The 22,824-nt window shown below is 73.9% G+C and carries 20 protein-coding genes and 1 tRNA gene; 18 read left to right on the forward strand and 3 right to left on the reverse strand.

Annotated features, from left to right (window positions below):
• Positions 1-324: 324 nt before the first annotated feature.
• On the reverse strand, positions 325-960 hold the full coding sequence (locus tag ACIP9H_RS04820; protein ID WP_401583052.1) for a hypothetical protein: 636 nt from the start codon (positions 958-960) through the stop codon (positions 325-327).
• Here ACIP9H_RS04820 and ACIP9H_RS04825 point away from each other — a divergent pair.
• The 6 genes from ACIP9H_RS04825 to ACIP9H_RS04850 all read left to right on the forward strand — a co-directional run bounded on the left by ACIP9H_RS04825 (position 949) and on the right by ACIP9H_RS04850 (position 8,910).
• Positions 949-1,305 (forward strand): LuxR C-terminal-related transcriptional regulator, encoded by a 357-nt coding sequence (locus ACIP9H_RS04825; RefSeq protein WP_401583223.1) that lies wholly within the window; start codon positions 949-951, stop codon positions 1,303-1,305. The genes ACIP9H_RS04820 and ACIP9H_RS04825 overlap by 12 nt on opposite strands.
• Positions 1,268-1,340 (forward strand) — tRNA-Lys (locus ACIP9H_RS04830). The genes ACIP9H_RS04825 and ACIP9H_RS04830 overlap by 38 nt, the downstream gene beginning before the upstream one ends.
• Positions 1,341-1,493: 153 nt before the next feature.
• Positions 1,494-3,593 (forward strand): SpoIIE family protein phosphatase, encoded by a 2,100-nt coding sequence (locus ACIP9H_RS04835; RefSeq protein WP_401957490.1) that lies wholly within the window; start codon positions 1,494-1,496, stop codon positions 3,591-3,593.
• Positions 3,594-3,651: 58 nt separating this feature from the next.
• Positions 3,652-4,776 carry a PP2C family protein-serine/threonine phosphatase gene (locus ACIP9H_RS04840; RefSeq protein WP_401957492.1) on the forward strand — a complete coding sequence of 375 codons (1,125 nt, stop codon included), beginning with the start codon at positions 3,652-3,654 and terminating at the stop codon, positions 4,774-4,776.
• 394 nt (positions 4,777-5,170) lie between these two features.
• Positions 5,171-6,985 carry a glycosyltransferase family 2 protein gene (locus ACIP9H_RS04845; RefSeq protein ID WP_401957495.1) on the forward strand — a complete coding sequence of 605 codons (1,815 nt, stop codon included), beginning with the start codon at positions 5,171-5,173 and terminating at the stop codon, positions 6,983-6,985.
• Entirely contained in the window at positions 6,982-8,910 is a 1,929-nt protein-coding gene (locus tag ACIP9H_RS04850; protein ID WP_401957498.1) for a galactose oxidase-like domain-containing protein, read from the forward strand. Before ACIP9H_RS04845 ends, ACIP9H_RS04850 begins: the two co-directional genes overlap by 4 nt.
• A gap of 39 nt (positions 8,911-8,949) precedes the next feature.
• On the opposite strand, the gene ACIP9H_RS04855 is transcribed toward ACIP9H_RS04850, so the two are convergent.
• Positions 8,950-9,984, reverse strand: coding sequence for a glycoside hydrolase family 6 protein (locus tag ACIP9H_RS04855; protein WP_401583062.1), 1,035 nt, complete (start codon positions 9,982-9,984; stop codon positions 8,950-8,952).
• A 170-nt stretch (positions 9,985-10,154) separates the two neighbouring features.
• On the opposite strand from ACIP9H_RS04855, the gene ACIP9H_RS04860 reads away from it, so the two are divergent.
• The 3 genes from ACIP9H_RS04860 (at position 10,155) to ACIP9H_RS04870 (ending at position 12,015) form a co-directional block, all read left to right on the forward strand.
• Entirely contained in the window at positions 10,155-10,874 is a 720-nt protein-coding gene (locus ACIP9H_RS04860; RefSeq protein ID WP_401957502.1) for an ANTAR domain-containing protein, read from the forward strand.
• Positions 10,875-10,949: 75 nt separating this feature from the next.
• A complete protein-coding gene (locus tag ACIP9H_RS04865; RefSeq protein WP_360906086.1) occupies positions 10,950-11,333 on the forward strand; it encodes an STAS domain-containing protein in 384 nt (127 codons plus the stop codon).
• 133 nt (positions 11,334-11,466) lie between these two features.
• Positions 11,467-12,015, forward strand: coding sequence for a hypothetical protein (locus tag ACIP9H_RS04870; protein WP_401957504.1), 549 nt, complete (start codon positions 11,467-11,469; stop codon positions 12,013-12,015).
• 801 nt (positions 12,016-12,816) lie between these two features.
• On the opposite strand, the gene ACIP9H_RS04875 is transcribed toward ACIP9H_RS04870, so the two are convergent.
• A complete protein-coding gene (locus ACIP9H_RS04875; RefSeq protein ID WP_401583068.1) occupies positions 12,817-13,887 on the reverse strand; it encodes a Gfo/Idh/MocA family oxidoreductase in 1,071 nt (356 codons plus the stop codon).
• Between the two features lie 56 nt (positions 13,888-13,943).
• Between ACIP9H_RS04875 and ACIP9H_RS04880 the strand changes: the two genes are divergently transcribed.
• The 9 genes from ACIP9H_RS04880 (at position 13,944) to ACIP9H_RS04920 (ending at position 22,799) form a co-directional block, all read left to right on the forward strand.
• A complete protein-coding gene (locus ACIP9H_RS04880; RefSeq protein WP_401957506.1) occupies positions 13,944-15,062 on the forward strand; it encodes an ROK family transcriptional regulator in 1,119 nt (372 codons plus the stop codon).
• Between the two features lie 80 nt (positions 15,063-15,142).
• Positions 15,143-16,174: a hypothetical protein gene (locus ACIP9H_RS04885; protein ID WP_401957508.1), complete on the forward strand. Its 1,032-nt coding sequence runs from the start codon at positions 15,143-15,145 to the stop codon at positions 16,172-16,174.
• A 138-nt stretch (positions 16,175-16,312) separates the two neighbouring features.
• Positions 16,313-17,065 carry a GntR family transcriptional regulator gene (locus ACIP9H_RS04890; protein WP_401583071.1) on the forward strand — a complete coding sequence of 251 codons (753 nt, stop codon included), beginning with the start codon at positions 16,313-16,315 and terminating at the stop codon, positions 17,063-17,065.
• A 144-nt stretch (positions 17,066-17,209) separates the two neighbouring features.
• A complete protein-coding gene (locus ACIP9H_RS04895; RefSeq protein WP_401957511.1) occupies positions 17,210-18,331 on the forward strand; it encodes a TIGR03364 family FAD-dependent oxidoreductase in 1,122 nt (373 codons plus the stop codon).
• A gap of 5 nt (positions 18,332-18,336) precedes the next feature.
• Entirely contained in the window at positions 18,337-19,008 is a 672-nt protein-coding gene (locus tag ACIP9H_RS04900) for a phosphonatase-like hydrolase (RefSeq protein WP_401957513.1), read from the forward strand.
• Position 19,009: 1 nt separating this feature from the next.
• A complete protein-coding gene (locus tag ACIP9H_RS04905) occupies positions 19,010-20,071 on the forward strand; it encodes an ABC transporter ATP-binding protein (RefSeq protein ID WP_401957516.1) in 1,062 nt (353 codons plus the stop codon).
• On the forward strand, positions 20,064-20,900 hold the full coding sequence (locus tag ACIP9H_RS04910; protein WP_401583078.1) for a 2-aminoethylphosphonate ABC transporter permease subunit: 837 nt from the start codon (positions 20,064-20,066) through the stop codon (positions 20,898-20,900). Before ACIP9H_RS04905 ends, ACIP9H_RS04910 begins: the two co-directional genes overlap by 8 nt.
• The gene (locus ACIP9H_RS04915) at positions 20,887-21,684 is read left to right on the forward strand and encodes an ABC transporter permease subunit (protein ID WP_401583080.1); all 798 of its coding nucleotides are present in this window, start codon (positions 20,887-20,889) and stop codon (positions 21,682-21,684) included. The genes ACIP9H_RS04910 and ACIP9H_RS04915 overlap by 14 nt, the downstream gene beginning before the upstream one ends.
• Positions 21,681-22,799 carry a 2-aminoethylphosphonate ABC transporter substrate-binding protein gene (locus tag ACIP9H_RS04920; protein WP_401957519.1) on the forward strand — a complete coding sequence of 373 codons (1,119 nt, stop codon included), beginning with the start codon at positions 21,681-21,683 and terminating at the stop codon, positions 22,797-22,799. Before ACIP9H_RS04915 ends, ACIP9H_RS04920 begins: the two co-directional genes overlap by 4 nt.
• Positions 22,800-22,824: the final 25 nt, after the last annotated feature.

The following is a 22,824-nucleotide window of genomic DNA, read 5'->3' on the forward strand; positions in this document are numbered from 1 at the left end:
GGGTGGTGCTTTAGGGGGTGTCGGTCCGGTCTGGGGGAACCGTACGACTGACTGAATTCTGTCGGACGCCGAGCCACGGGTCTCCACTTTTCACGTTCCGGATTCGGACATGGCCCTATGCGGACACATGGGACCGGATGGCCCCCGATGGGTCCATACGCGAGCGCCGACCCTTAACCTGATCGAAGCCGGGGGTGACGTGAAGCATTGGGGGTGCGAGCAGTGACCGACGACCTTCTGCGCGCCCGGGCGCAGGAACTCTACGCTCTGGCGCTCGCCGACGCCGACTGGACACCAGAAAGCGTCTGTGCGCTCACCGGCTGGTCACAGGGCGAACTGGACGCGACGCTGGACTCGTTGGCGGCCCTGGGCCTGGCCACGCAGTTCCCCGGTGCGCGCAGCGGCTGGTCGGTGCACTCCCCCGCGACGGCGATGGCACAACTCATCGAGGGCGGCCGGCGCCGGACCGATGAACTGGTGAACGCCATCACCGACACCCATCTCGCGCTGAGTCAGCTGGCGGCCGAATTCCAACCGGTCCACATCCGGCAACTGGCCGAGGCACGCATCGAGGTCGCCGCACAGCCCGCGCAGATAGCGGCGATCCTGGACGAGGCCGCCAGCACCGTGACCACCGAGATCCTCTCCATGCACGCGAGTGTGCAGGAGGAGCACCTGGGCGACGACCGCAACCGCGAGGCGCTCGGCCGCGGCGTACGCCAGCGTTCCATCTACCTCGCCACCGCGGCGGCGGTGCCGAACATACGCACCCACCTGCGGACCTTCGTGAACGACGGCGGCGAGGTGCGCACCGCGGCCACCCTCCCCATGAAGATGATCATCGTGGACCACGCGCTCGCCGTGGTGCCGGCCCTCGGGCCGGACGACCGCGCCGGCGGCTCCGCCATGGTGCTGCGCAGCCCCGCGATGGTCGGCGTGCTGCGGCAGATGTTCGAGCACTGCTGGGCGTCCGCGTCGGACCTGTTCACCGACGACGTGGGCGCGGCGCCCGCCGCCCGGCACCGGGAGGTCGTCCGGCTGCTGGCCTCCGGGCTGACGGACGAGGCGATCGGCCGCAAGCTGGGGCTGTCCGACCGGACGGTACGGCGGATCGTGGCGGAGCTGATGCAGCAGATAGGGGCCGACAGCCGCTTCCAGGCCGGGGTGAAGATGGTCCGCCTGGGGTGGCTGGACGACGACCCCGCACTGCTGGAGGACGTGGTCGGGGGCACCCCCGGTGGTCAGGTAGGATCCTCTCTGTCGGTGAGCGCCGCTAGCTCAACTGGCAGAGCAGCTGACTCTTAATCAGCGGGTTCGGGGTTCGAGTCCCTGGCGGCGCACAGACATGAAGGCGTCCCTCCTCCGGGAGGGGCGCCTTCGTTCGTCGTGCCCGCGAACCAACAGGCGGCATCCTCGGGGACTCGGTGCGAAAATATGCCGTAACGACGAGGCAGGGGCTCCAGTGGGGGCTCCAGCGGGCCTACGAGGAGGCCATGCACGCACACGACGCAACGCCGCCCGGTACGGACAGGGAGGCCCGGCCAGCTCCCGGGACCCCTTCGCCCGGAGGCCTGCTCGACCTTCTCGGGGTCGCGGCGATGGTCCTCGACCGGCACGGCCGGATCGTCCTGTGGAGCCCCGAGGCCGAGCGGCTGTTCGGCTACAGCGCGGCCGACGCGCTGGGCCAGAACGCCGGGCTGCTCATGGTGGAGCCCGCGAAGCTGGAACTGGTCACCGAGCTGTTCAAGCAGGTCAGGGCGGGTGCGGTGTGGCAGGGCGTGTTTCCCATCGTGCACGCCGACGGCACGGTCCGTGACATCGAGTTCCGCAACATGCGCATGCTCGACGTCGACGGCGGGGTCTTCGCGCTGGGGCTCGGCGCCGATCTGACGACCGTCCGCCGAGTCGAGACGGACATGGGCCTGTCGAGCAGCCTGGTCGACCAGTCGCCCATCGGGCTCGCGGTCTTCGACAACGAGCTGCGCATCGTGCGGGTCAACGAGGCCCTGGAGGGCATGTACGGCCTGTCGGCCGCGTCGATGCTCGGACGCACCATGCGCGAGGTCTCGCCGGGCATCGACGCCGTGGGCATCGAGGCGGCGATGCGGCGCGTCCTGGACACCGGGGAGCCGCTGCTGGACCTGGAGACGGTCGGCCGCACCTACGCCGACCTGGGGCGGGACCACGCGTGGTCGATCTCGTACTACCGGATCGAGGACCCCACCGGGCGGGTGCTGGGCCTGGCCACCTCGGTGGCGGACTTCACCGAGCGGCATCACGCCGCCGAGGAGATCGCGGCCGCCCGCGGCCGGCTGGCGGTGATCGCGGAGGCGGGCACCCGCATCGGCACCACCTTGGACCTCCAGCAGACCGCGCAGGAACTGGCCTCGGTCGTGGTGCCGATGCTCGCCGACATCGCCACCGTCGACGTGCTGGACTCGGTGATGCGCGGCGAGACGGTGTCCCGGGTGGCCTCCGGCGAGACCGCCGAATTCCGGGCCCTGGCCGTCACCGCGGCCGACGCCGGCGAGGCGATCGGGGCCGTCGACCCGGTGGGCGAGCCGGCCTCGTACCCGACCGACCGGCTGATCACCCGGGCGGTGCGGGAGGGGCAGCCGGTGGTGGTGCACCGGGTGAGCAGCCGCATGCTGCGCCGGATCGCCCGCGACGACCGGGCCGCCGCGCTGCTGCGCCGGGCCGGGGTGCACTCGTACCTGGCCACGCCGCTCATAGCGCGCGGCGAGGTGCTCGGTGTGATCGGCCTCTACCGCACCCGCAACCAGAAGCCCTTCGACGACCAGGACCGCACCCTGGCGGTGGAGCTGGCGGCCCGGGCCGCGATATCCATCGACAACGCGCGGCTGTACGCGGGCGAGCGGCTGGCCGCCCTCACCCTCCAGCGGAGCCTGCTCCCGCACGAGCCGCCGACGGTGGACGGGATGGAGATGGCCACCCGCTACATACCCGCGGTCCGGGAGGTCGGCGGGGACTGGTTCGACGTCCTGCCGCTCAAGGACGGCAAAGTGGGCCTGATCGTCGGCGACGTGATGGGCAAGGGCCTGCGCGCCGCCGCGATCATGGGGCAGCTGCGCACCGCCACCCGGGCCTTCGCCCAGCTCGACCTGGCGCCGAACGAGCTGCTGCGGCACCTGGACGACATCATCGGCAGCGCCGAGGGGGACTTCATCGCCACCTGCGTCTACGCGGTGTGCGACCCGGGGACCGGCCGCTGCCAGTTCTCCACCGCGGGGCACCTGCCGCCGGTGCTGGTGCCGCCCGGCGGTCGTGCCGAGCTGATCGACATCCCGAACGGGGTGCCGCTGGGCGTCGGCGGAATCGGATTCCGCATGGTGGAGCGGGAGCTCGCCGAGGGGGCCGTGCTGGCGCTGTTCACCGACGGGCTGGTGGAGGACCGCCGGCAGTCCCTGGACGTGGGGCTGCGGGCGCTGATGCGCGTCCTCAAGCTCAAGACCCGCCACCGGTCCCTGGAGGACACCTGCGACCTGGTGCTGGGCACCCTGCAGCAGTCGGCGGACGACGACATCGCCCTGCTGCTGGCCCGGATGGGCCCGGTCGCCGCGCCCGTGCCGTGACGGCGGCAGCCGCCGCCCGGGTTTCCCACTGCCCGCATTGTCTGTCTATGTTCGAAAGGTGAGGTCGTCACGCAGGAGAAAGCCCTACAGCGGCGGACCCGCTCTGCGGGTCCTCGATTCGGTCGTACCGGTCGGCAGCGGAATCCTGCTGCCCCTGCTGCTGATCATCGGCATCTCGCTGAGCGACTGGCTGAGCGGCCCGCAGATCTACCTCGCGCCGATGATGGTCATGGCGCCCGCACTGGCGAGCGTCTCCACGACCTGGCGGCGCACGCTCGGCGTCGGCGCGGCCGGGCTCGTCGCGCAGCTGGCGCTGCTGCCGTACGACGAGGTGCGCCTGCCGGACACCGGCACGCTGCTGCGGGCGCAGCTCGTCGCCTATGTCGTGGTCTCGCTCTTCGGCACCTACATCGCATGGCGCTACGAACAGGGCCGGCGGGTGTTCGCCGCCGTCCACTCGGTCGCCGAGGCCGCGCAGCGGGCGCTGCTGCTGCCACCGGGGCCGGTGGTGGGGGACCTGCGGCTGGCGGTGCGCTACGTCTCGGCGGCCGACACCGCGCAGATCGGCGGCGACCTGTACACCGTGGTGGAGACGCCGCACGGCGTGCGCGCGCTCATCGGCGACGTGCGCGGCAAAGGGCTGGACGCGGTGCAGACGGCGTCGGTCACGCTGGGCTCCTTCCGGGAGGCGGCGTACGACGAGGAGACGCTGACCCGGGTCGCGCAGCGGGTGGACGCGAGCGTGGCCCGGCACATGGCCCCGGGTGAGTTCACCACGGCGCTGTTCCTCCAGTTCAACGACCCGGGGCAGGTGGGACTGCTGCACTACGGCCATGTGCCCCCGCTGCGGGTCGCCCCGGACGGCACGGTCACCTCGCTCGACCCGCCCGATCCGTGGGTGCCGCTCGGGCTGTCCCAGTTCGCGACGGGGCTGCCGCCCCGGCCCTGGCAGGAGACGCTGGGCCCGGACGACGTCCTGGTGCTGTGCACGGACGGGGTGATCGAGGCGCGCAGCGTCGCGGACGGCTCGTTCTACCCGCTGGCCGAGCGCGCGGCGCGGCTGGCCGCGGACTCGGCCGGCGACCTGGAGGCGGCCGTCGAACGGCTCTACGCGGACCTGCTGCGGCACACCGGCGGCGGCCTCTCCGACGACGCGCTGCTCATGCTGGTCGCCCGCTCCTGAGCGTCGCCCGAGCGGCCGAACGACCGAACAGACGTCCCAAATCGCTCATTTGGCCGGTTAGCGACTCTATTCCCACCTTGCGATCAAGACGGGCATTCAGGAAGGCTGGGGGCGCACGACATCTAAGCGCCAAACGGAATCTATCTGCCCGAAACGGGAGGACGGAGGTCCGTTTCGGCGCCTTTGACCGAGCGGGGCCAAGGGGAGACGGCCCCGGCGAGGGGGGTGGGCCACCGGCGTGACCCAGCGCGGTCGCCTCCGCGACGAGCCGTAGCGGCATCGCGGGACCGGCGGCGGACCGCACACGCGTGTACACCCCGGGGGGCGGGGGGCCGCAACGCCCGGGACATCATCGCCGCGCGAGCGGCGCAGTTGCTTCGGGGGGAGCATTCCCATGCCGCCGACACCGACCGGCGCCCAGCAGTACACCACCGACCACCCAGGTACCGGCGCGCCCGGCACCGCGCCCGTCATCCCGCACCAGACCCGCCCGGGCCCGTCCCGGCCGAGGCCCGGCGCGGTGGCACCCCGGTACGACTACGAGCACTACAGCAGACTCGCCGGCCCGCTCACCGAGCCGGAACCCGGCGTCCCCTACCGGGTGCGCTACCGCAGCCTGCTCGCCGAGGAGCCGCACCGGATCCGCGCGGCGCTGCTGCTCGGCGCGGCCCCGGTGCTCTCCGCGGTACTGCTCGCCTGGCTGCTGCAGCCGGCGCACTGGACCCGCCGGGAGCACGCGCCGGGCTGGATGACCGCCTGCGACACGGTGATGCTGATATCCATCGGCCTGATCGAGCTCTTCCGGCTGATCAACGTGACGTCGAACGCGCACGCGACCCTCGTCGCCCGCGACCCGGTGCCCGTGGTCCCCGAGGAGGGCACCAAGGTCGCCTTCCTCACCACCTTCGTCCCGGGCAAGGAGCCCCTGGAGATGGTGCGGGCCACCCTGGAGGCCGCGATCCGGCTGCGCCACCGCGGCACGCTGGACGTGTGGCTGCTCGACGAGGGCGACGACCCCGAGGTCCGGCGGCTGTGCGACCGGCTGGGGGTGCACCACTTCTCCCGCAAGGGCGTGGAGAAGTGGAACCGGCCCACCGGCTCCTTCCGCGCGAGAACCAAGCACGGCAACTACAACGCCTGGCTGGACGCGCACGGCGACGACTACACGTTCTTCGCCTCGGTCGACACCGACCACGTCCCGCTCCCCAACTTCCTGGAGCGGATGCTCGGCTGGTTCCGCGACCCCGACGTCGCCTTCGTCGTCGGCCCGCAGGTGTACGGCAACTACGACACCGCGGTGACCAAGGCCGCCGAGAGCCAGCAGTTCCTCTTCCACGCCCTCATCCAGCGGGCCGGCAACGCCTACGGCGCCCCGATGTTCGTGGGCACCAACAACGCCGTGCGGATCAGCGCCATCAAGGGCATCGGCGGTCTGTACGACTCGATCACCGAGGACATGGCCACCGGCCTCGAACTGCACCGCCACCGCAATCCCGCCACCGGCCGCACATGGCGCTCGGTCTACACCCCGGACGTGCTCGCCGTCGGGGAGGGCCCGTCCTCCTGGACCGACTTCTTCACCCAGCAGCTGCGCTGGAGCCGGGGCACCTACGAGACGCTGATCAAGCAGTTCTGGCGGCTGCCTTTCGCCCTGTCCCCGGGCAGGCTGCTCAACTACACGCTGATGGTCGTCTACTACCCGATGACGGCGGTCAACTGGATGCTCGGCGGTCTCAGCTGCGCCCTGTTCCTGGGGCTCGGCGCCTCCGGCGTCCAGATCGACTCCGAGGTCTGGATGATGCTCTACAGCGACGCCGCGGCCCTCCAGATCGGCCTGTACGTGTGGAACCGGCGGCACAACGTCAGCCCGCACGAGCCCGAGGGCTCCTCGGGAGCGGCCGGCATGGTGATGTCGGCGCTGTCGGCGCCGATCTACGCCCGCTCGCTGATCGACGCCGTGCTGCGCCGCAAGAGCCGCTTCGTGGTCACGCCCAAGGGCGACTCGGCCAGCCCCGACCGGCTGCTGACCACCTTCCGCACCCACATCCTGTGGACGCTCGTGTTCGGCGGGTCGCTGGCCGCGAGCTTCTTCAACGGCCACACCCACGCCGCGATGCGCACCTGGGCGGTGCTCGCGCTGCTGCTCGCCGCCGCGCCGGTCGCCGTCTGGTGGCTGTCGTCCGCCCGTACCAGGAGCGCCGCCCGATGACCTACCGACCGAGCCGCCGACTGCGGAAGATCGCCATCGGGAGCACCGCCGTGAGCGTCCTGGCCGGGATGAACGCGCCCGCGCTCTACGGCTGGACCACCTCGACCTACCACGACTACAAGATCGAGCAGCCGGAGTACAAGGCCGCGTACGGCCACTGGGAGCAGCTGGACGTCCCCAGGAAGTACCGGATCAACGCCATCCACGCCGCGCTGCTGCACACCGGGAAAGTGCTGCTCATCGCGGGTTCCGGCAATGACGAGACGAACTTCGGGGCCAAGTCGTTCAAGAGCGTCCTGTGGGACCCGGTGAAGAACACCTTCAAGGAGATCGACACCCCCAAGGACATGTTCTGCGCCGGCCACACCCAGCTGCCGGACGGCCGGCTGCTGGTGGCCGGCGGCACCGCCCGCTACGAGAAGCTGAAGGAGGCCGTGGACCGGGCGGGCGGCGCCATGCTGATCAAGAACGAGAACCCGGACGCGCCCCGGACGTTCCCGCAGGGCACGGTCTTCGTCAACAACGAGAACGGCCGCACCTTCCGCTCGGAGTTCCCGGTCACCGTGCCGCGGGCGAAGAAGACCACCGACAGGCGCACCGGCAAGGTCACGGTCACCGCGAGCGAGGTCCGGGTCTTCGTCCAGTCGCTGGTCAAGGGCGAGGCGGGGATCGTCAACACCGCCGCCCAGTACGGGATCCGGGGCCTGGAGGGCCGGGACCGGGACAACCTCTACGGGCTGGCCACCAAACTCGGCCTGGACAAGAAGGACTTCCAGGGGATCAAGGAGGCCTACGAGTTCGACCCGGTCGTCGAACGCTACATCCCGGTCGACCCCATGAACGAGGCCCGCTGGTACCCCACCCTGGTCACGCTCGCCGACGGGCGGGTGCTGTCGGTCTCCGGCCTCGACGACATCGGCCAGGTCGTCCCCGGGAAGAACGAGATCTACGACCCCCGGACGCGCACATGGAGCTACACCACCACGCGCTACTTCCCGACCTACCCGGCGCTCTTCCTCATGCAGGGCGAGAAGATCTTCTACTCGGGGGCCAACGCCGGCTACGGCCCGGCCGACCAGGGCCGCGTCCCGGGCCTGTGGGACCTGCGGACCAACCGCTTCACCCCGGTGGCCGGGCTCCGCGACCCGGGGGACCTGGAGACGGCCGCCTCGGTGCTGCTGGCGCCCGCGCAGGACCAGAAGGTGATGGTGCTGGGCGGCGGCGGGGTCGGCGAGTCCCGGTCCTCGACCGCGCGCACCGCCGTGGTGGACCTGAACGCGGTCCGACCCGCGTACACCGACGGCCCCGACCTGCCCGAGCCCACGCGCTACCTGAACAGCGTGCTGCTGCCGGACGACACCGTCTTCACCACCGGCGGCTCCCGCGACTACCGGGGGCGCGGCGGCAGCGACATCCTCACGGCGCAGATCTACGACCCGGTGCGCAACGTCTTCAAGGACGCCGCCGACCCGGCCGTGGGACGCGACTACCACGCCGAGGCCCTGCTGCTGCCCGACGGCCGGGTGGCGGTCTTCGGCTCGAACCCGCTGTACGGGGACGCGGCCGACACCACGCCGGGCTTCTTCGAGCAGCGCGTGGAGATCTACACCCCGCCCTATCTCCACCGGGACTCCAAGCCCTCGCTGGGCGAGGGCCCGCGGTCGGTGGAGCGCGGCGGCTCGATGACCTTCCCGACCCGGTACGCCGACCACATCGACACGGCGCGGCTCATCCGGCCGAGCGCGGTCACCCACGCCACCGACACCGAGCAGCGGTCGATCGCGCTGGACATCGCGCGCGGCAAGGGATCGGTACGGCTGACCGTGCCGCAGGACCCGTCGCTGGTGCCGCCGGGCTGGTACATGGTCGTGGTCACCGACGAGGAGGGCACGCCGTCCGCGGCGCGCTGGGTCAAGGTCTCCTGACCGCATCCGCCGGTGGCGGCCGGCCCGGCGCGCGGTGTCTCAGGACGACGCCGCGCGCCGGGCCAGTCCCAGGGCGTACTCGGGCCACCACTGGCCGGCCTTGGGGCCGCCCTTGCAGGTGCCGTCGGAGTCGCCGGGGCGCTTGATCCACAGATAGGCGTCGACCAGTTCGCTGCCGGTGTCGGTGGTCGGCGGGGTGCCCAGACCCCGGCCGGGCGGATTGCACCAGGCCTCGTCGTGACCGCCGTCGAACGGGCCGCGGCCGTTGCGGCTCGTGTCGATGACGAAGTGCTTGCCGCCGAGCAGTCCCGACAGTTGCGTGCCGTAGGCCGTGTTGGCCTCGGTGGTGTAGAAGTTCGAGGTGTTGAGGGCGAAGCCGTCGGCCCGCCCGATGCCCGCCCGGCGCAGCGGATCGGCCAGCCGCGCGGGGTCGCGCACCCAGCCGGCGTTGCCCGCGTCCAGGTAGACCGCGGTGTGCGGCAGTGCCCCCAGGGCGTCGACGGCGTGGCCGAGCAGGGCGTAGCGCTCCCGCGCGAAGCGTCCGGGGGTGCAGCCGTCGACCAGGTGCGTGAGCGCGTCGGGCTCCAGGACCACCAGGGCCTCGCGGTCGCCGATCCCGGCCGCGACCTCGTCCACCCAGGTGCGGTACGCCTCCGCGTCGGCGGCGCCGCCGCTGGAGTACTGGCCGCAGTCGCGGTGCGGGATGTTGTAGAGGACCAACACGGGGGTGCGGCCTGCGTCCTCGGCGGCGCGCGTCAGGCCCTCGGCCCGGCCGCGCGGGTCGTCGGGGCCGATCCACTCGGCGACCGGCCGGCCCGCGATCCGTTCCAGCAGGGCGGCGTCGGCGGCGCGGCCGGCGGCGCGCCACTGGCCGGCCTGACGCGCGGCGGAGGTGTCCGGGTTGACCCAGAAGGGCGCGCCGGCCATGGGGGTGCCGCGGCGTGCGGGCTCGTCCCGTCCGGCCCCCGCGGGATCGTCGCCGCGGGAGCAGCCGGCGAGGGCCGCCGCGAGCAGCCCGGCGGCGAACGCCGCGCGGGCGGCCTTGCGCGACGGGCCGGTGGAGGTTCCGTGCATCCACTCCCCCTTGGATGGCGGGACGGGACCGGTCTGCGTCAATCCTGACATACCGCGCCGTCAAAGTGCCCTCAGAACAGGGCAGTTGCCGTTTTCCCTGTCGAATGCCGCGGGTCTCCGGCATGGCAGAATCCCGGCGGAGCCGTGGCCGACGATGGCGGGAGCACGTCGTGACCGAACACCCGCACCGCCTCGCCGAAGTCCTGGTGGGGCTCGCCGACACCCTGGGCAGTGACTTCGACCTGGACGCGCACCTCGGGCGCGTGGCCGCGGCCTGCGTGGAACTGCTGGACGCGAGCGCGGCGGGAGCGCTGCTCGCCGGCCCGGACGGCACGCTGCGCGCCGCCGCCTCCGGCGCGGTCCCGGACCTGCTGCCCGCCCTCGACGAGGAAGGGCCGTGCCTGGACTGCTACCGGTGCGCGGCCACGACGGTCGTACCCGACCTGGCGCGCTGCGACGAGCTGTGGCCGCGCTTCGCGCCCCGCGCCCGCGAGGCCGGTCTGCACGCGGCGTACGCGGTGCCCCTGCGCCGGGGCCCGCAGGTGATAGGCGCGCTGGGCGTGCTGCGCGCGGGCCCCGGGCAGCCGCCCGAGGAGGACGTGGAACTGGCCCGCGCGCTCGCGGACGCGGCGGCCGTCGGAGTGCTCCAGCACCGCGCCCGGCGTGAACAGACGCTGCTGGCAGAGCAATTGCAAGGGGCGCTCGACAGCCGGGTGGCGGTCGAGCAGGCCAAAGGGCTGCTCGCCGAGCGGTGGGGTGTGGGCGTCGACGAGGCGTTCGCCGCGCTGCGCCGGTACGCCCGCAGCCACCGGATGCGCGTGGCGGAGCTGGCGACCCGCGTGGTGGCCGGCGGCTTCGACACCGACCGGCTGCGGGACGGCACGCCCTGACCCGCCCGGTCGCCGATTGTCAAGCCCTGGCCATAAGGGGGAAGCTGACGGTCCGTCTGCCCTAGGGTGGTGCCCATGTCCGACACCTCCCTCCTGACGAGCACCCCGTCCATCGCCTCGGTCCGCCGCCGCGCGGAGGGCGACAGCACGGTGGTCACCCTCGACGGCGAGGTGGACGTGCTGACCGCACCGCGGGTCTCCGCCGCGCTGGACCTGCTCACCGGGACGGACCGCCCCGACATCGTGGTCGACCTGCGGCCGGTCGACTTCATCGACTGCAGCGGACTGTCCGCGCTGGTGCGCGCGCGCCGCCGCGCGGAGCAGCAGCAGGGGCGCGTACGGCTGGTGTGCCGGGACGGGTTCACCCTGCGGACGCTGCGGACGACGCGGCTGACCCAGTACTTCACCATCCTGCCGGACTGGCCGGACGGGACGGGACCGACGGGTCCCGGGGCCTGAGGCGCGCCCCGTCCGCGCCCCCAACGCGCCCTGGCAGGGCCGAGATCGGCTGTTCTAGCCTGGCGGAAAGGGCGGCCCGGGACCCCGGTCGCCGGCAGAGCAGCCTCCTACGCCCACAGGACGTGGTCCGGCCATGGCCAAGCTCGCGGCCTCCTCACGACTGTCCCTGTCCGATCCGAAGAGATCCGCCCTCGACGTCTCCTGGACCTGCTCGCTGCGCCGCACACCCGGCAGCGACGCGCTCGCGGCACGCCTGAGCCGTGCCGCGCTGGAGACCCTCTCCTGCGGCCCGGCCGGCGCCCGGATCGCCCAGGCCGTACTGGTGGCCTGCGGCTATGTCGTCACGCACGGCCGGGCACGCCGTTTCCGCGTCACGCTCGGCGTGGAGGACGGGCACTGCTCGGTGTGCGTCACCGACACCGGTTACGACCAGCCGTCCGCACACGACGGCGGGGCGCCGCCGGAACCGCCGTCCTCCGCCGAGACCACCCGGCTGTGCCGGCAGCTCGCGGGCGCCGGGGACGAGGAACCGCTGGACGGCGTGCAGGTGCACCACACCGCCGACGGCGCCGTCCTGGTCCGCTTCCGCACCCGCCTGCCCGAACCGGGCGGAACGCCGCCGGCCCATCGTTCTCCCCCGGACGCGCCGGACCACTCCCGCGGTCCGGGCACCCGAGGGTGAGGAGCGCCCGGCCGGCGGCCGCGAGGGGAGCGCGCCGCAGGCCGGGCGACCGGGCCGCCGTCAACCGCGGGGCTCGCTTGACGCCCCCGGACGGTGCGCAGACAGCGCCACCACGGTCCGGCGGCCACGAGGGCAGCGCCCCCGGCGTCGCCGCGGCCTGCGCCGCGGCGATCGGCATCTCGGAGCCGTCGCGCACAGCAGCGAGCAACCGCAGCTCGCGGACGCCCGCCTCAACCGCGGGACGCGACCCGCACCCCGCAGCCCTCCCGGGCCAAGACACACCCGGCATCACGGTCGCCCGCGCCACAGCGACCAGCAACCCGGAGCCGTCCCTGGTCGGCGCGACCCTCGCCCTCGTCCGCTTCCGCCCGACCGGCGGCCACGAGGGCAGCGCCGGCGCCGCTGCGGCCTCCGGCCCGGTGCCGTCGCGCACAGCGGCGTGCCGGGGACGAACAACCGCTGAACGACGCGCAAGTGCACCACACCGCCGACAACGCCACCCGCCGACCTGTCCGCTGTCCGCACCCGGCCGGCGGCCGTGAGGGGTGCACCGCGGGCCGGGCAATCGGAGCACCGACGGAACCACCCGGCTGTGACGGCAACCCGGGGAGGAACGACTGCTCGACCGCGCGCGCAGGTACAGGCGCCGCCCCCGGGCGCTGCGCGTCCAGCCCGCGGGCCCGTCAGTGAGGGCTCCCCCCTCACGAGCACCGGTGGCCTCGTGGCGGCCCGGGCCCCGGTGAGCGGCGGTACACATGCCGTCCCGGACGGCGTGCAGGCGCCGCCCCACCGGCGCCCCCGTCAGGCGCGGGGCGCGAGCCGCACCGTGCGGCCCTCGCGGGCCGAGACGGCGGCCGCTTCCAGGACCGCCAGCGTCGCGGCGGCCTGGGCCGCCGTGACCGGCGGCTCCGTGCCGTCGCGCAGGGCGGCGGCGACAGCCGCGTAGTACGCGGGGTAGTCGCCGGGGAGCGTCGGCTCGGGACGGACGTCGTCGCCGGCGCCCAGCAGGCCCCACGCGGACTCCGGCTCGGTGCCCCACACGCCGCCGGGGGCGGGGCGGGCGCCCTCGCGCAGATCGGCCTCCTGCGGGTCGAGGCCGTGCTTGACGTAACCGGCGGTACTGCCCAGCACCCGGAAGCGCGGGCCGAGCTGGGCGGTGGTGGCGGTCATCCACAGGTGGGAGCGGACCCCGCCGGCGTGGGTGAGGGCGACGAAGGTGTCGTCGTCGGCCTGGGCGCCGGCACGGCGCACGTCCCGCTCGGCATACACGCTCTCGGCGGGGCCGAAGAGGGTCAGTGCCTGGTCGACCAGGTGGCTGCCGAGGTCGTAGAGCAGACCGCCGACCTCGGCGGGGTCGCCGGACTCGCGCCAGCCGCCCTTGAGGTTCGGCCGCCACCGCTCGAAGCGGGACTCGAAGCGCCACACCTCGCCGAGTTCGCCGCGCTCCAGCAGTCCGCGCAGGGTGAGGAAGTCGTTGTCCCAGCGGCGGTTGTGGAACACCGACAGCAGCAGTCCGCGGTCGGCGGCGAGGGCGGCGAGCGCGTCCCCCTCGGCGGCGGTGGCCGCGAGCGGCTTGTCGACGACGACCGGCAGCCCGGCCTCCAGCGCGGCCGTGGCGAGCGGGACATGGGTCTTGTTCGGCGAGGCCACGACGACCAGGTCCAGCTCGTCCGCGCGCTTCCAGAGCTCGTCGGCGGACGCGGCGAGGCGGACGTCCGGGTACGCGGCGCGGGCCTGCGCCTGGCGCTCGGGGTCGCTGGTGACGACGGTGTCGAGGGCGAGGCCGTCGGTGGCGGAGATCAGCGGGGCGTGGAAGACCGAGCCGGCCAGGCCGTAGCCGACCAGTGCGACGCGAAGGGGTGCGGAAGCCATGCGCCCCACTTAAGCAACGCTGTTGCGAAAGCGCAAGCGTGCCCGACAATGGGCAGGTGAACAACGGAACCGCCGGAGCCAACCTGCCGGTGCTGCGCAGCCACAACACCGCGCTGGTGCTCGGGCTGCTCCGCACCGCGACCGTCGCCGACGGCGCGGGGATCAGCCGGCTGGAGCTCGCCGACCGCACCGGCCTCACCCCGCAGGCGGTCAGCAAGATCGTGGCGCGGCTGCGCGCGGACGGGCTGGTCGACGAGGCCGGCCGCGGCGCCCCCACCGGCGGCAAGCCGCGCACCCTGCTCCGGCTGGCCCGGCGCGCCCGGTACGCGGTCGGGGTGCACCTGGACCGCGACGAGGTCACCGTGCTCCTGGCCGATCTGGCGGGAGAGACCACCGACGCCCGCACCGCCCCCCTCGACCTCGGCCGGCCCGCCGACGAGGTGCTGCGGGCGGTCGCCCGCCTGGTGCACGCCACCGTCGCGGACACCCCGGGCGCGGACGGCGCGGCGCTCGGCGCCGGGGTCGCCTCCCCCGGACCGCTGGACCACGGCACGGGCGCGCTGCTGCGCATCACCGGCTTCCCCGCCTGGGACGGCTACCCGCTGCGCGACGCGCTCGCCGAACGCCTCGGGCTGCCCGTCGTCCTGGACAAGGACACCAACGCCGCCGCCCTGTCGGTGCTGTCGCCGCCGGACCGCACCGGCGCCGGGGACTCCTTCGGCTGCCTGCACCTGGGCAGCGGGCTCGGCGCGGGCCTGGTCCTCGGCGGCGCGCTGCACCGCGGCGCCCGGACCGGCGCCGGGGAGTTCGGGCACCAGGCGGTCGCCCTCGACGGGCCGCGGTGCGCCTGCGGCAACCGCGGCTGCCTGGAGGCGCTCTGCCTGGCCGCCGTCGGCCGCGGCGACCACGCCGGGGCCGCCCGGCTGCTCGGGCTCGGCGCGGCGAACCTGGTCTCGCTGCTCGACATCGACCGCGTCGTCCTCGGCGGGCGCACCGTACTGGCGCGGCCCGAGCTGTTCCGGCGCGAGGTCGGCGCCGCCATGGACGCCCGCACGCGGCGGTCGGCGGGCCGTACCGTCCCCGTCTCCCTCGTCCCGGACGGCGCGCACGCGGTCGCCCGGGGCGCGGCGCTGCTGGCCCTGGCCCCGCTGTTCGGCCAGACGGCGGGCGGCTGACCGCCCGTACGGGTAGCCGCCGGGGACCGCCCCGCGTCGTACACGCATATGAGCGTACGAACGTGGGAGCTTCGCTGCCCATGAGGTGGCGCAGCGCTCTTGCCATGGCGGCGGCCTCGGTCGTGCTGGCCTCGGCCCAGGCGACCGGTGAACCCTTCCCCGTGCGGGCCCGGCTGAAGGACGGCCCACCGGCCTTCGTGGCGGGCGCCGCGGCGCGGGAGTTCCGTGTGGAGCTGGAGAACACCACCGGGCGGGCCCGGCGCGACGTGCACCCGGTCATCGTCCTCGTCGACCGCGACCGCAAGCTGACCGCACGCCAGGTGCGCCTGGAGTACCGCACGTCCGCGACGGGCGGCGCGAAGGGGGCCGGCCGGTCCGGCGGGGCGCGCTGGCGGCCGGTGCCGGTGGCGCACACCGGCAACGACGAGAACATCGCGGTGGTGGGCGAGCACGACCCCGGCGTGGTCCTGCCCGCGCACCGCACGGTACGTGTCGCGCTGCGGCTGCGCTTCACCCCGGACGCGCCGCCGGGGCCGGTCGAGGCCTCGGCCACCGTCGTGCAGCGACGCGGCGCGGACGGCGACTGGGTCGGCGAGTCGGCGCCGTACCGCTTCACCGTCGCGCCGCCGGGGGACGGCTCCGGAGCCGTGCCGCCGACAGCCCCGGGCACTCCCCGGGAGACCGCCGGCGGCCCGGCGCCGGGCGGCACCGGGACGGCCCCTGGGGCGGGCGGCGGGCATCCGGGGGCCGGGGAACACCCCGGCGTACGCCCCGGTGAGGGGCCCGGAGGACACCCGGCCGAACGTCCCGGCGCGGGCCCCGGCGCAAGCCCCGGCGCGGGCGGCGGTGCGGGCCCGGGCACCACCCCCGGCCGCCCCGGCGGCGCGGTCACCGGCAAGGGCGACGAGGGGGACCCCGGCCCGCGGGAGACCGCAGGCAGCCGGCTTCCGGACACCCCCGCCGCCTCCGCCGGGCCGCGCACCCGCACCCACCCGCCCGGCCTGGCCGACACCGGTCCCGCCCAGGACCCGAGGCCCGCCCTGCTCCTCATCGGCGCCGGTGCGCTGCTGCTGGCGGGCGGGGTCGTGCTGAGGGTCGGCCGCCGGAGGTGACCGGCGCACCGGCCGCGAACTCCCGCCCCCCGGTGGGTGATCGGCCGGTGAACGCCGCCCGGCGCGGCGCCCCCTGCCGCCTTCCGCGCCCGGTACCGGCGGCCGTCCGCCCCGCTCCGATCTGCGAGGATTCGCCGTGTGAACGACACCCAGGCGGGTGCGCCGGCCCGCGCCGGCATCCCCGAGCACGGCCGGCTTCCCAAGTACTTCGTCGTCAAGACGCGCTTGGAGGAGCTGCTCGGCGAGCTCGGCGAGGGGGTGCCGCTGCCGACGGAACGGGAGCTCGCCGCCCGGTTCGGCGTGGCACGGGAGACCGTGCGGCAGGCGCTGCGCGAGCTGCTGATCCAGGGGCGGCTGCGCCGCCGCGGCCGCGCGACGGTGGTCGCCGGCCCGAAGCTGGAGCAGCCGCTGTCGCTGGCCAGCTACACCGAGGGCGTGCGCCGCCAGGGGCGGGTGCCGGGCCGCAATCTGACCGCGCTCGACCGGATCGCGGCGGACGAGGTGCTGGCCGGGCAGCTGGGCATCGCCGCGGGCGGCACGGTGTGGCACATGGAGCGCGTCCTGCTCGCCGACGAGGAGCGGGTGGGCCTGGAGAGCACCTATGTCGCGGTGGAGCGCGTGCCGCGGCTGGACGTGGAGTTCGACCCGGACTCCTCCTTCTACGCGTATCTGCGCGAGCGGGTGGGCGTGGAGTTCGGCGACGCGGACGAGCGGATCGAGACGGTGCTGGCGACCCCGCGCGAGGCGCTGCTGATCGGCACCCCTCCCGCGCTGCCCATGCTGCTGCTGCACCGCCACAGCCGGGACACCGAGGGTGCGCCGCTGGAGCGGGTCCGGTCGCTGTACCGCGGGGACCGCTTCAGTTTCACGACCCATTTGTCCCGTACGTAACACGGAGAACCCTTTGCACCCTCCTCCAGAGGGCCTATAAAGTCACGAAAAGATAACGGGTCTAGTCCAAGATTGCGGGTCCGTTCACGACCGGTTCAGAAACCGGACCCGACCGCGCCCGCCGGCCGCACGACTGTGGTCCGCATGAGAGTCCTGATCGTGGGTGCCGGAGCACTCGGCACCCTTCACGCCTGGCACGCCGTCGACCGCGGACACGAAGTCGTCCACCTGGAACGGGAGACCGAGGCCCGCGGCGCCTCCGTCCGCAACTTCGGCCTGGTCTGGGTCGGTGGCCGGGCCTCCGGCGCCGAACTGGAGACGGCGCAGCGCGCCCGCGAGCTGTGGCAGCGCATCGGCGAGCGGGTACCCGGCGTCGGCTTCCGCGCCAACGGCTCGCTGACCGTGGTGCGCACCGAGGCCGAGCGCGCCGTCGCGGATCAGGTCCTCGCCTCCCCCGAGGCCGCCGCGCGCGGGCTGAAGTGGCTCGACGCCGCCGAGGTCCGGCACCGCAACCCGGCGCTGCGCGGCGAGTTCACCGGCGCCCTGCTGTGCGAGCGTGACGCGGCCGTCGAGTCCCGCGTCGCCCTCCCCGCGCTGCGCGCGCACCTGGCCGCCACCGGCCGCTACACCTTCCTGCCCGGCCGCGAGGTCCGCGACGTCGCGCCCGGCACCGTCCGCGACGACCACGGCGACACCCACCACGGCGACACCGTCGTGCTGGCCACCGGCGCCCACCTGACCGGACTCGTCCGCGAACTGGCGGGCCCCGGACTGCCGGTGCGCCGGGTCCGCCTGCAGATGGCGCAGACCGACCCGCTGGACGAGCCGCTGACCACCTCGGTCGCCGACGCCGACAGCTTCCGCTACTACCCCGCCTACGCCGGCACCGCGCTCGACGCCCTGCGCGCCGGGCAGCCCCAGCCGCCGGTCGCCGCCGAGCACCGCATGCAACTGCTCATGGTGCAGCGCCTCGACGGCGGGCTGACCATCGGCGACACCCACGAGTACGACGAGCCCTTCGCCTTCGACGTCACCGAGGACCCCTACGACCACCTCACCGCCGCCGCGGAAGCGCTGCTCGGCCGCCCCCTGCCGCGCGTGCGCCGCCGCTGGGCCGGGGTGTACGCGCAGTGCACCGACCCGTCCCTGGTGGTGCACCGGCAGCACGTCGCCGACGGCGTGTGGCTGGTCACCGGACCCGGCGGCCGCGGCATGACCTGCTCCCCCGCCATCGGCGAGGACACCGCCAACGAGATCGGCTGGTAACGACAATGACCGACAGCACTTCCCCCACGCTCGTCGTGCTCGACATGGCCGGCACCACCGTCGCCGACGACGGCCTGGTCGAGCGGGCCTTCGTCCGGGCCGCCGAACGCCTGGGCGCCGAGCCCGACCTGGACTACGTCCGCCGCACCATGGGCGAGTCCAAGATCTCCGTCTTCCGCGCCCTGTTCGGCACCGAGGAGCAGGCGCAGCGCGCCAACACCGAGTTCGAGCTCGCCTACGCGGACCTCGTGGACTCGGGCGCCTGCGCGCCGCTGCCCGGCGCGGCCGAGGCCATCGCCGCCCTGCGCGAGCAGGGCCGCACCGTGGTGCTGACCACCGGCTTCTCCCGCACCACCCAGGACGCGATCCTGGCCGCCCTGGGCTGGCAGGACATCGCCGACCTCACCCTGAGCCCGGCCGACGCGGGCGGCCGCGGCCGCCCCTACCCGGACATGGTGCTCACCGCGTTGCTGCGCACCCGCGCCGCCGACTCCGTCCGCGAGATCGCGGTGGCCGGCGACACGGCGTACGACATGCTCTCCGGCGTCCGCGCCGGCGCACTCGTCGTGGCGGGCGTGCTGACCGGCGCCCACGACGAGGCGGCGCTGCGCGAGGCGGGCGCCACCCACGTCCTGGACTCCGTCGCCGCGCTTCCCGCCCTGCTGGCGAAGGTCTGAGATGGGCATACGGTTCGAGGACGTGACGGTGGCCTACGGCCGCACCACCGTCCTGGATTCCTTCGACCTCACCGTGGAACCCGGCGAGGTGATGGCCCTGCTCGGCCCCTCCGGCTCGGGCAAGACCACCGCGCTGCGCGCCGTCGCCGGCTTCGTCACCCCGGCCCGCGGGCGGGTGTGGATCGACGGCCGCGACGTGACGAAGCTGCCGCCGTACAAGCGCGGCATCGGCATGGTCGTGCAGAGCTACGCCCTCTTCCCGCACATGCGCGTCGACAAGAACGTCGGCTTCGGGCTGCGGGCGCAGGGAGTGCCGCGCGCCGAGACCGCCCAACGGGTGGCCGAGGCGCTGGAGCTGACCGGCATCGGCGAGTTCGCGCGGCGCTACCCGCGCGAGCTGTCCGGCGGCCAGCAGCAGCGCGTCGCCATCGCCCGCGCCCTGGCCGTACGCCCCCGGGTGCTGCTGCTCGACGAGCCGCTGTCCGCGCTCGACGCGAAACTGCGCTCGGGGATGCTGGCCGAACTGGCGCGCCTGCACCGCGAACTGCCCGACGTCTCCATGCTGTACGTCACCCACGACCAGATCGAGGCGCTGACCCTGGCCGACCGCATCGCGGTGATGGACCGGGCCCGGCTGAGGGACGTCGGCACCCCGCAGGAGCTGTACCGGCGCCCGCGCACCGAGTTCACCGCGTCCTTCGTCGGCAACGCCAACCTGCTGCCGGTCACCGTCGGCAAGGACGGCGCGGTCCGCTTCGCGGAGCACGACCTGCTCGCCCCCACCGGCGAGGCGGCCCCCGGCGCCGAGGCCACGCTCTGCGTGCGCCCGCACGCCGTGGGCCTGGGCGACGGGCCCAACCCGCTGCCCGGCACCGTCACCGGCATCCAGTGGCGCGGCGCCACCCACCGCCTGCTGGTGGAGACCGCGGGCCACCAGCTGATGGCCGACGTCACCGAGCTGCGCGACCCGCCCGCCCCCGGCGACACCGTCACCGTGCACTTCGCGCCCGACGACGCCGTCCTGCTGCCCGCGGGCACCGGGGGCGGTGACCGCGATGGCTGAGGCACGCCCCTGGGCGCCCCGCCTGCTGTGGGCGGGCGTCCCCGTCGCGGCACTGGCGGCGGCCTTCCTGTACCCGCTGGTGCTGCTGGTGTGGCAGTCGGTGTCCCCCGACACCGGCGGGCACTCCTTCGCCGTGTACGGCGACGTCTTCGGCTCCGAGGTCTTCCGGCGGGCGCTGGGCAACACCGTGTGGATCGCGGCCGCCTCGACGGCCGGCTGCCTGCTGCTGGGCTTCGTCCTCGCCCTGGTGATCGCCTTCGTGCCGTTCCCCGGCGCCCGCGCGGTCGCCCGCTTCGTCGACGTCTTCCTGTCCTTCCCGTCCTTCCTGATCACGCTGGCGCTGGTCTTCGTGTACGGGTCGGCGGGCATGGCCAACGGGCTGTGGACGGACGCCACCGGCGCCGCCGAGGGGCCGTTCGCCTTCCTGACCACACCGTGGGGCGTGATCCTCGCGGAGGTCACGTACTTCACGCCCTTCGTGATGCGCCCCCTGCTGGCCGCCTTCGGGCAGCTGGACCCCGCGCAGATCGAGGCCGCCTCCTCGCTGGGCGCCCGCGCCCCGCGCATCGTGCGGCAGGTGATCCTCCCCGACGCGCTGCCGGCGCTGGCGGCCGGCGGGAGCCTGGTCCTGGTGATGTGCCTGAACGAGTTCGGCATCGTGCTCTTCACCGGCGCCAAGGGCGTCACCACGCTGCCGATGCTCGTCTACACCAAGGCGATCCTGGAGTCCGACTACCCGGCGGCCTGTGTCGTCGCCACCGTCAACGTCGCCGTCTCGCTGGCGCTGTACGGCATCTACCGGGCGGTGAGCCGACGTGCTGGTGCATAGCCGCGGCGGCCGCTGGGCCGCGTGGGCGCTGTTCGCCCTGCTCTTCCTGCCGCTGTTCGCGCTGCCGCTGCTGGTGCTGGTGGCCGCGTCCTTCGCGGGCCACTGGAGCGGCGCGCTGCCGTCCGGCCCGACCCTGGACCACTACGACGCCGCCGTGCGCGGCGAGTCGCTGCAGGCCCTGACGACCAGTCTGGCCACCGCGGCCGCCGCGAGCGTCCTGGCGCTGACCGCGGGCACCTGGGCCGCGCTGTCCGCGCACGCGCTGGGCCGCCGGGCCCGGCGGGTGATGGACCTGCTGTTCATGCTGCCGGTCGCGGTGCCTTCGGTGGTCGCCGGACTCGCGCTGCTGGTCGCCTTCAGCAAGCCGCCCGTGCTGCTCAACGGCACCCGGACGATCGTGATCCTGGCCCACACCGTCCTGGTGACGGCCTTCGCCCACCAGTCGGTGACGGCGGCCCTCGGCCGTCTCGACCCCGCCTACGAACAGGCCGCGGCCAGCCTCGGCGCCCGCCCCTGGTACGTGCTGTGGCGGGTCCGCCTGCCGCTGCTGCTGCCCTCCCTGGGGGCGGCGGCCGGGCTCTGCTTCGCCCTGTCCATGGGCGAGTTGAGCGCCACGATGATGCTCTACCCGCCCGACTGGCTGCCCCTGCCGGTCCTCGTCTTCAGCGCCACCGACCGCGGCTCGCCGTTCACCGGCTCCGCCCTCGCGGTGGTCCTCATGGGCACGACGCTGCTCGTCCTGCTCGCTCTCTCCCGCATCCGCACCAAAGCCTCCTACCGATGACCCTCAAGGAGATCAGTCCCGCCATGTCCTCCGTCCCCCGCGTCACCCGCGTCCCCCGTCGCGCCCTGCGCGCCCCGATCGCCGTCCTCGCCTCCTCCCTCGTCCTCGGCGGCGCCCTCACCGCCTGCGGCGGCGACTCCTCCGCCTCCGACGCCAAGGAGGTCACCGTCTACAGCGCCGACGGCCTCAAGGGCGAGAACGGCGACGGCTGGTACGACCAGATCTTCAAGGACTTCGAGAAGCAGACCGGCATCAAGGTCCGCTACGTCGAGGGCGGTTCCGGCGAGGTCATGCAGCGCGCCGTCCGCGAGAAGTCCAACACCCAGGCCGACGTCCTGGTCACCCTCCCGCCCTTCATCCAGCAGGCCGACGCCAAGGGCCTCCTGGAGAAGTACACCCCGAAGGGCGCCGACACGGTCGCCGCCCCGGACAAGTCCACGGACGGCACATGGACCTCGGTCGTCAACAACTACTTCGGCTTCGTCTACAACAAGCAGCAGCTGAAGACCGCCCCCACCACCTGGGACGAGCTGCTGGACGCCACGTACAAGAACAAGCTCCAGTACTCCACGCCGGGCGTCGCCGGCGACGGCACCGCGGTCGTCATCAAGGCGATGCACGACTTCGGCGGCAAGGACCAGGCCATGGACTACCTCAAGAAGCTCCAGGCCAACAACGTCGGCCCGTCCTCCTCCACCGGCAAGCTGGCGCCGAAGGTCGACAAGGGCGAGATCCTGGTCGCCAACGGCGACGTCCAGATGAACTTCGCCCAGGCCAAGTCGATGCCGAACCTGGGCATCTGGTTCCCGGCCGCCCAGGGCGGCAAGCCCACCACCTTCGCGCTGCCGTACGCCGGCGGCCTGGTCAAGGGCGCCCCGCACTCGGAGAACGGCAAGAAGCTGCTGGACTTCATGCTCGGCGAGGAGGCCCAGAAGCAGGTCAGCTCCATCGGCGGCGGCTTCGCCGCGCGCTCCGACGTGAAGGCCGACGACGCCAACGCCAAGGCGCTGGCCGGGATCCTCCAGGGCGTCGAGGTCTTCCAGCCGGACTGGGCCGACATCGACACCAACCTCGACACCTACGTCAAGGCCTGGCAGGACGCGACCGGCAGCTGACCGACCGCGGCACCCCCCGGCACCA

Origin of the sequence: Streptomyces sp. NPDC088732, assembly GCF_044751205.1 — a bacterium.
GTDB lineage: Bacteria > Actinomycetota > Actinomycetes > Streptomycetales > Streptomycetaceae > Actinacidiphila.

What these genes read in the sequence shown, in the direction of transcription:
- ACIP9H_RS04825 (WP_401583223.1), top strand. Translation starts at nt 949, where the DNA reads ATGTTCGAGCACTGCTGGGCGTCCGCGTCGGACCTGTTCACCGACGAC.
- ACIP9H_RS04835 (WP_401957490.1), top strand. Translation starts at nt 1,494, where the DNA reads ATGCACGCACACGACGCAACGCCGCCCGGTACGGACAGGGAGGCCCGG.
- ACIP9H_RS04845 (WP_401957495.1), top strand. Translation starts at nt 5,171, where the DNA reads ATGCCGCCGACACCGACCGGCGCCCAGCAGTACACCACCGACCACCCA.
- ACIP9H_RS04850 (WP_401957498.1), top strand. Translation starts at nt 6,982, where the DNA reads ATGACCTACCGACCGAGCCGCCGACTGCGGAAGATCGCCATCGGGAGC.
- ACIP9H_RS04855 (WP_401583062.1), bottom strand. Translation starts at nt 9,984, where the DNA reads ATGCACGGAACCTCCACCGGCCCGTCGCGCAAGGCCGCCCGCGCGGCG.
- ACIP9H_RS04865 (WP_360906086.1), top strand. Translation starts at nt 10,950, where the DNA reads ATGTCCGACACCTCCCTCCTGACGAGCACCCCGTCCATCGCCTCGGTC.
- ACIP9H_RS04870 (WP_401957504.1), top strand. Translation starts at nt 11,467, where the DNA reads ATGGCCAAGCTCGCGGCCTCCTCACGACTGTCCCTGTCCGATCCGAAG.
- ACIP9H_RS04875 (WP_401583068.1), bottom strand. Translation starts at nt 13,887, where the DNA reads ATGGCTTCCGCACCCCTTCGCGTCGCACTGGTCGGCTACGGCCTGGCC.
- ACIP9H_RS04885 (WP_401957508.1), top strand. Translation starts at nt 15,143, where the DNA reads ATGAGGTGGCGCAGCGCTCTTGCCATGGCGGCGGCCTCGGTCGTGCTG.
- ACIP9H_RS04895 (WP_401957511.1), top strand. Translation starts at nt 17,210, where the DNA reads ATGAGAGTCCTGATCGTGGGTGCCGGAGCACTCGGCACCCTTCACGCC.
- ACIP9H_RS04900 (WP_401957513.1), top strand. Translation starts at nt 18,337, where the DNA reads ATGACCGACAGCACTTCCCCCACGCTCGTCGTGCTCGACATGGCCGGC.
- ACIP9H_RS04905 (WP_401957516.1), top strand. Translation starts at nt 19,010, where the DNA reads ATGGGCATACGGTTCGAGGACGTGACGGTGGCCTACGGCCGCACCACC.
- ACIP9H_RS04910 (WP_401583078.1), top strand. Translation starts at nt 20,064, where the DNA reads ATGGCTGAGGCACGCCCCTGGGCGCCCCGCCTGCTGTGGGCGGGCGTC.
- ACIP9H_RS04920 (WP_401957519.1), top strand. Translation starts at nt 21,681, where the DNA reads ATGACCCTCAAGGAGATCAGTCCCGCCATGTCCTCCGTCCCCCGCGTC.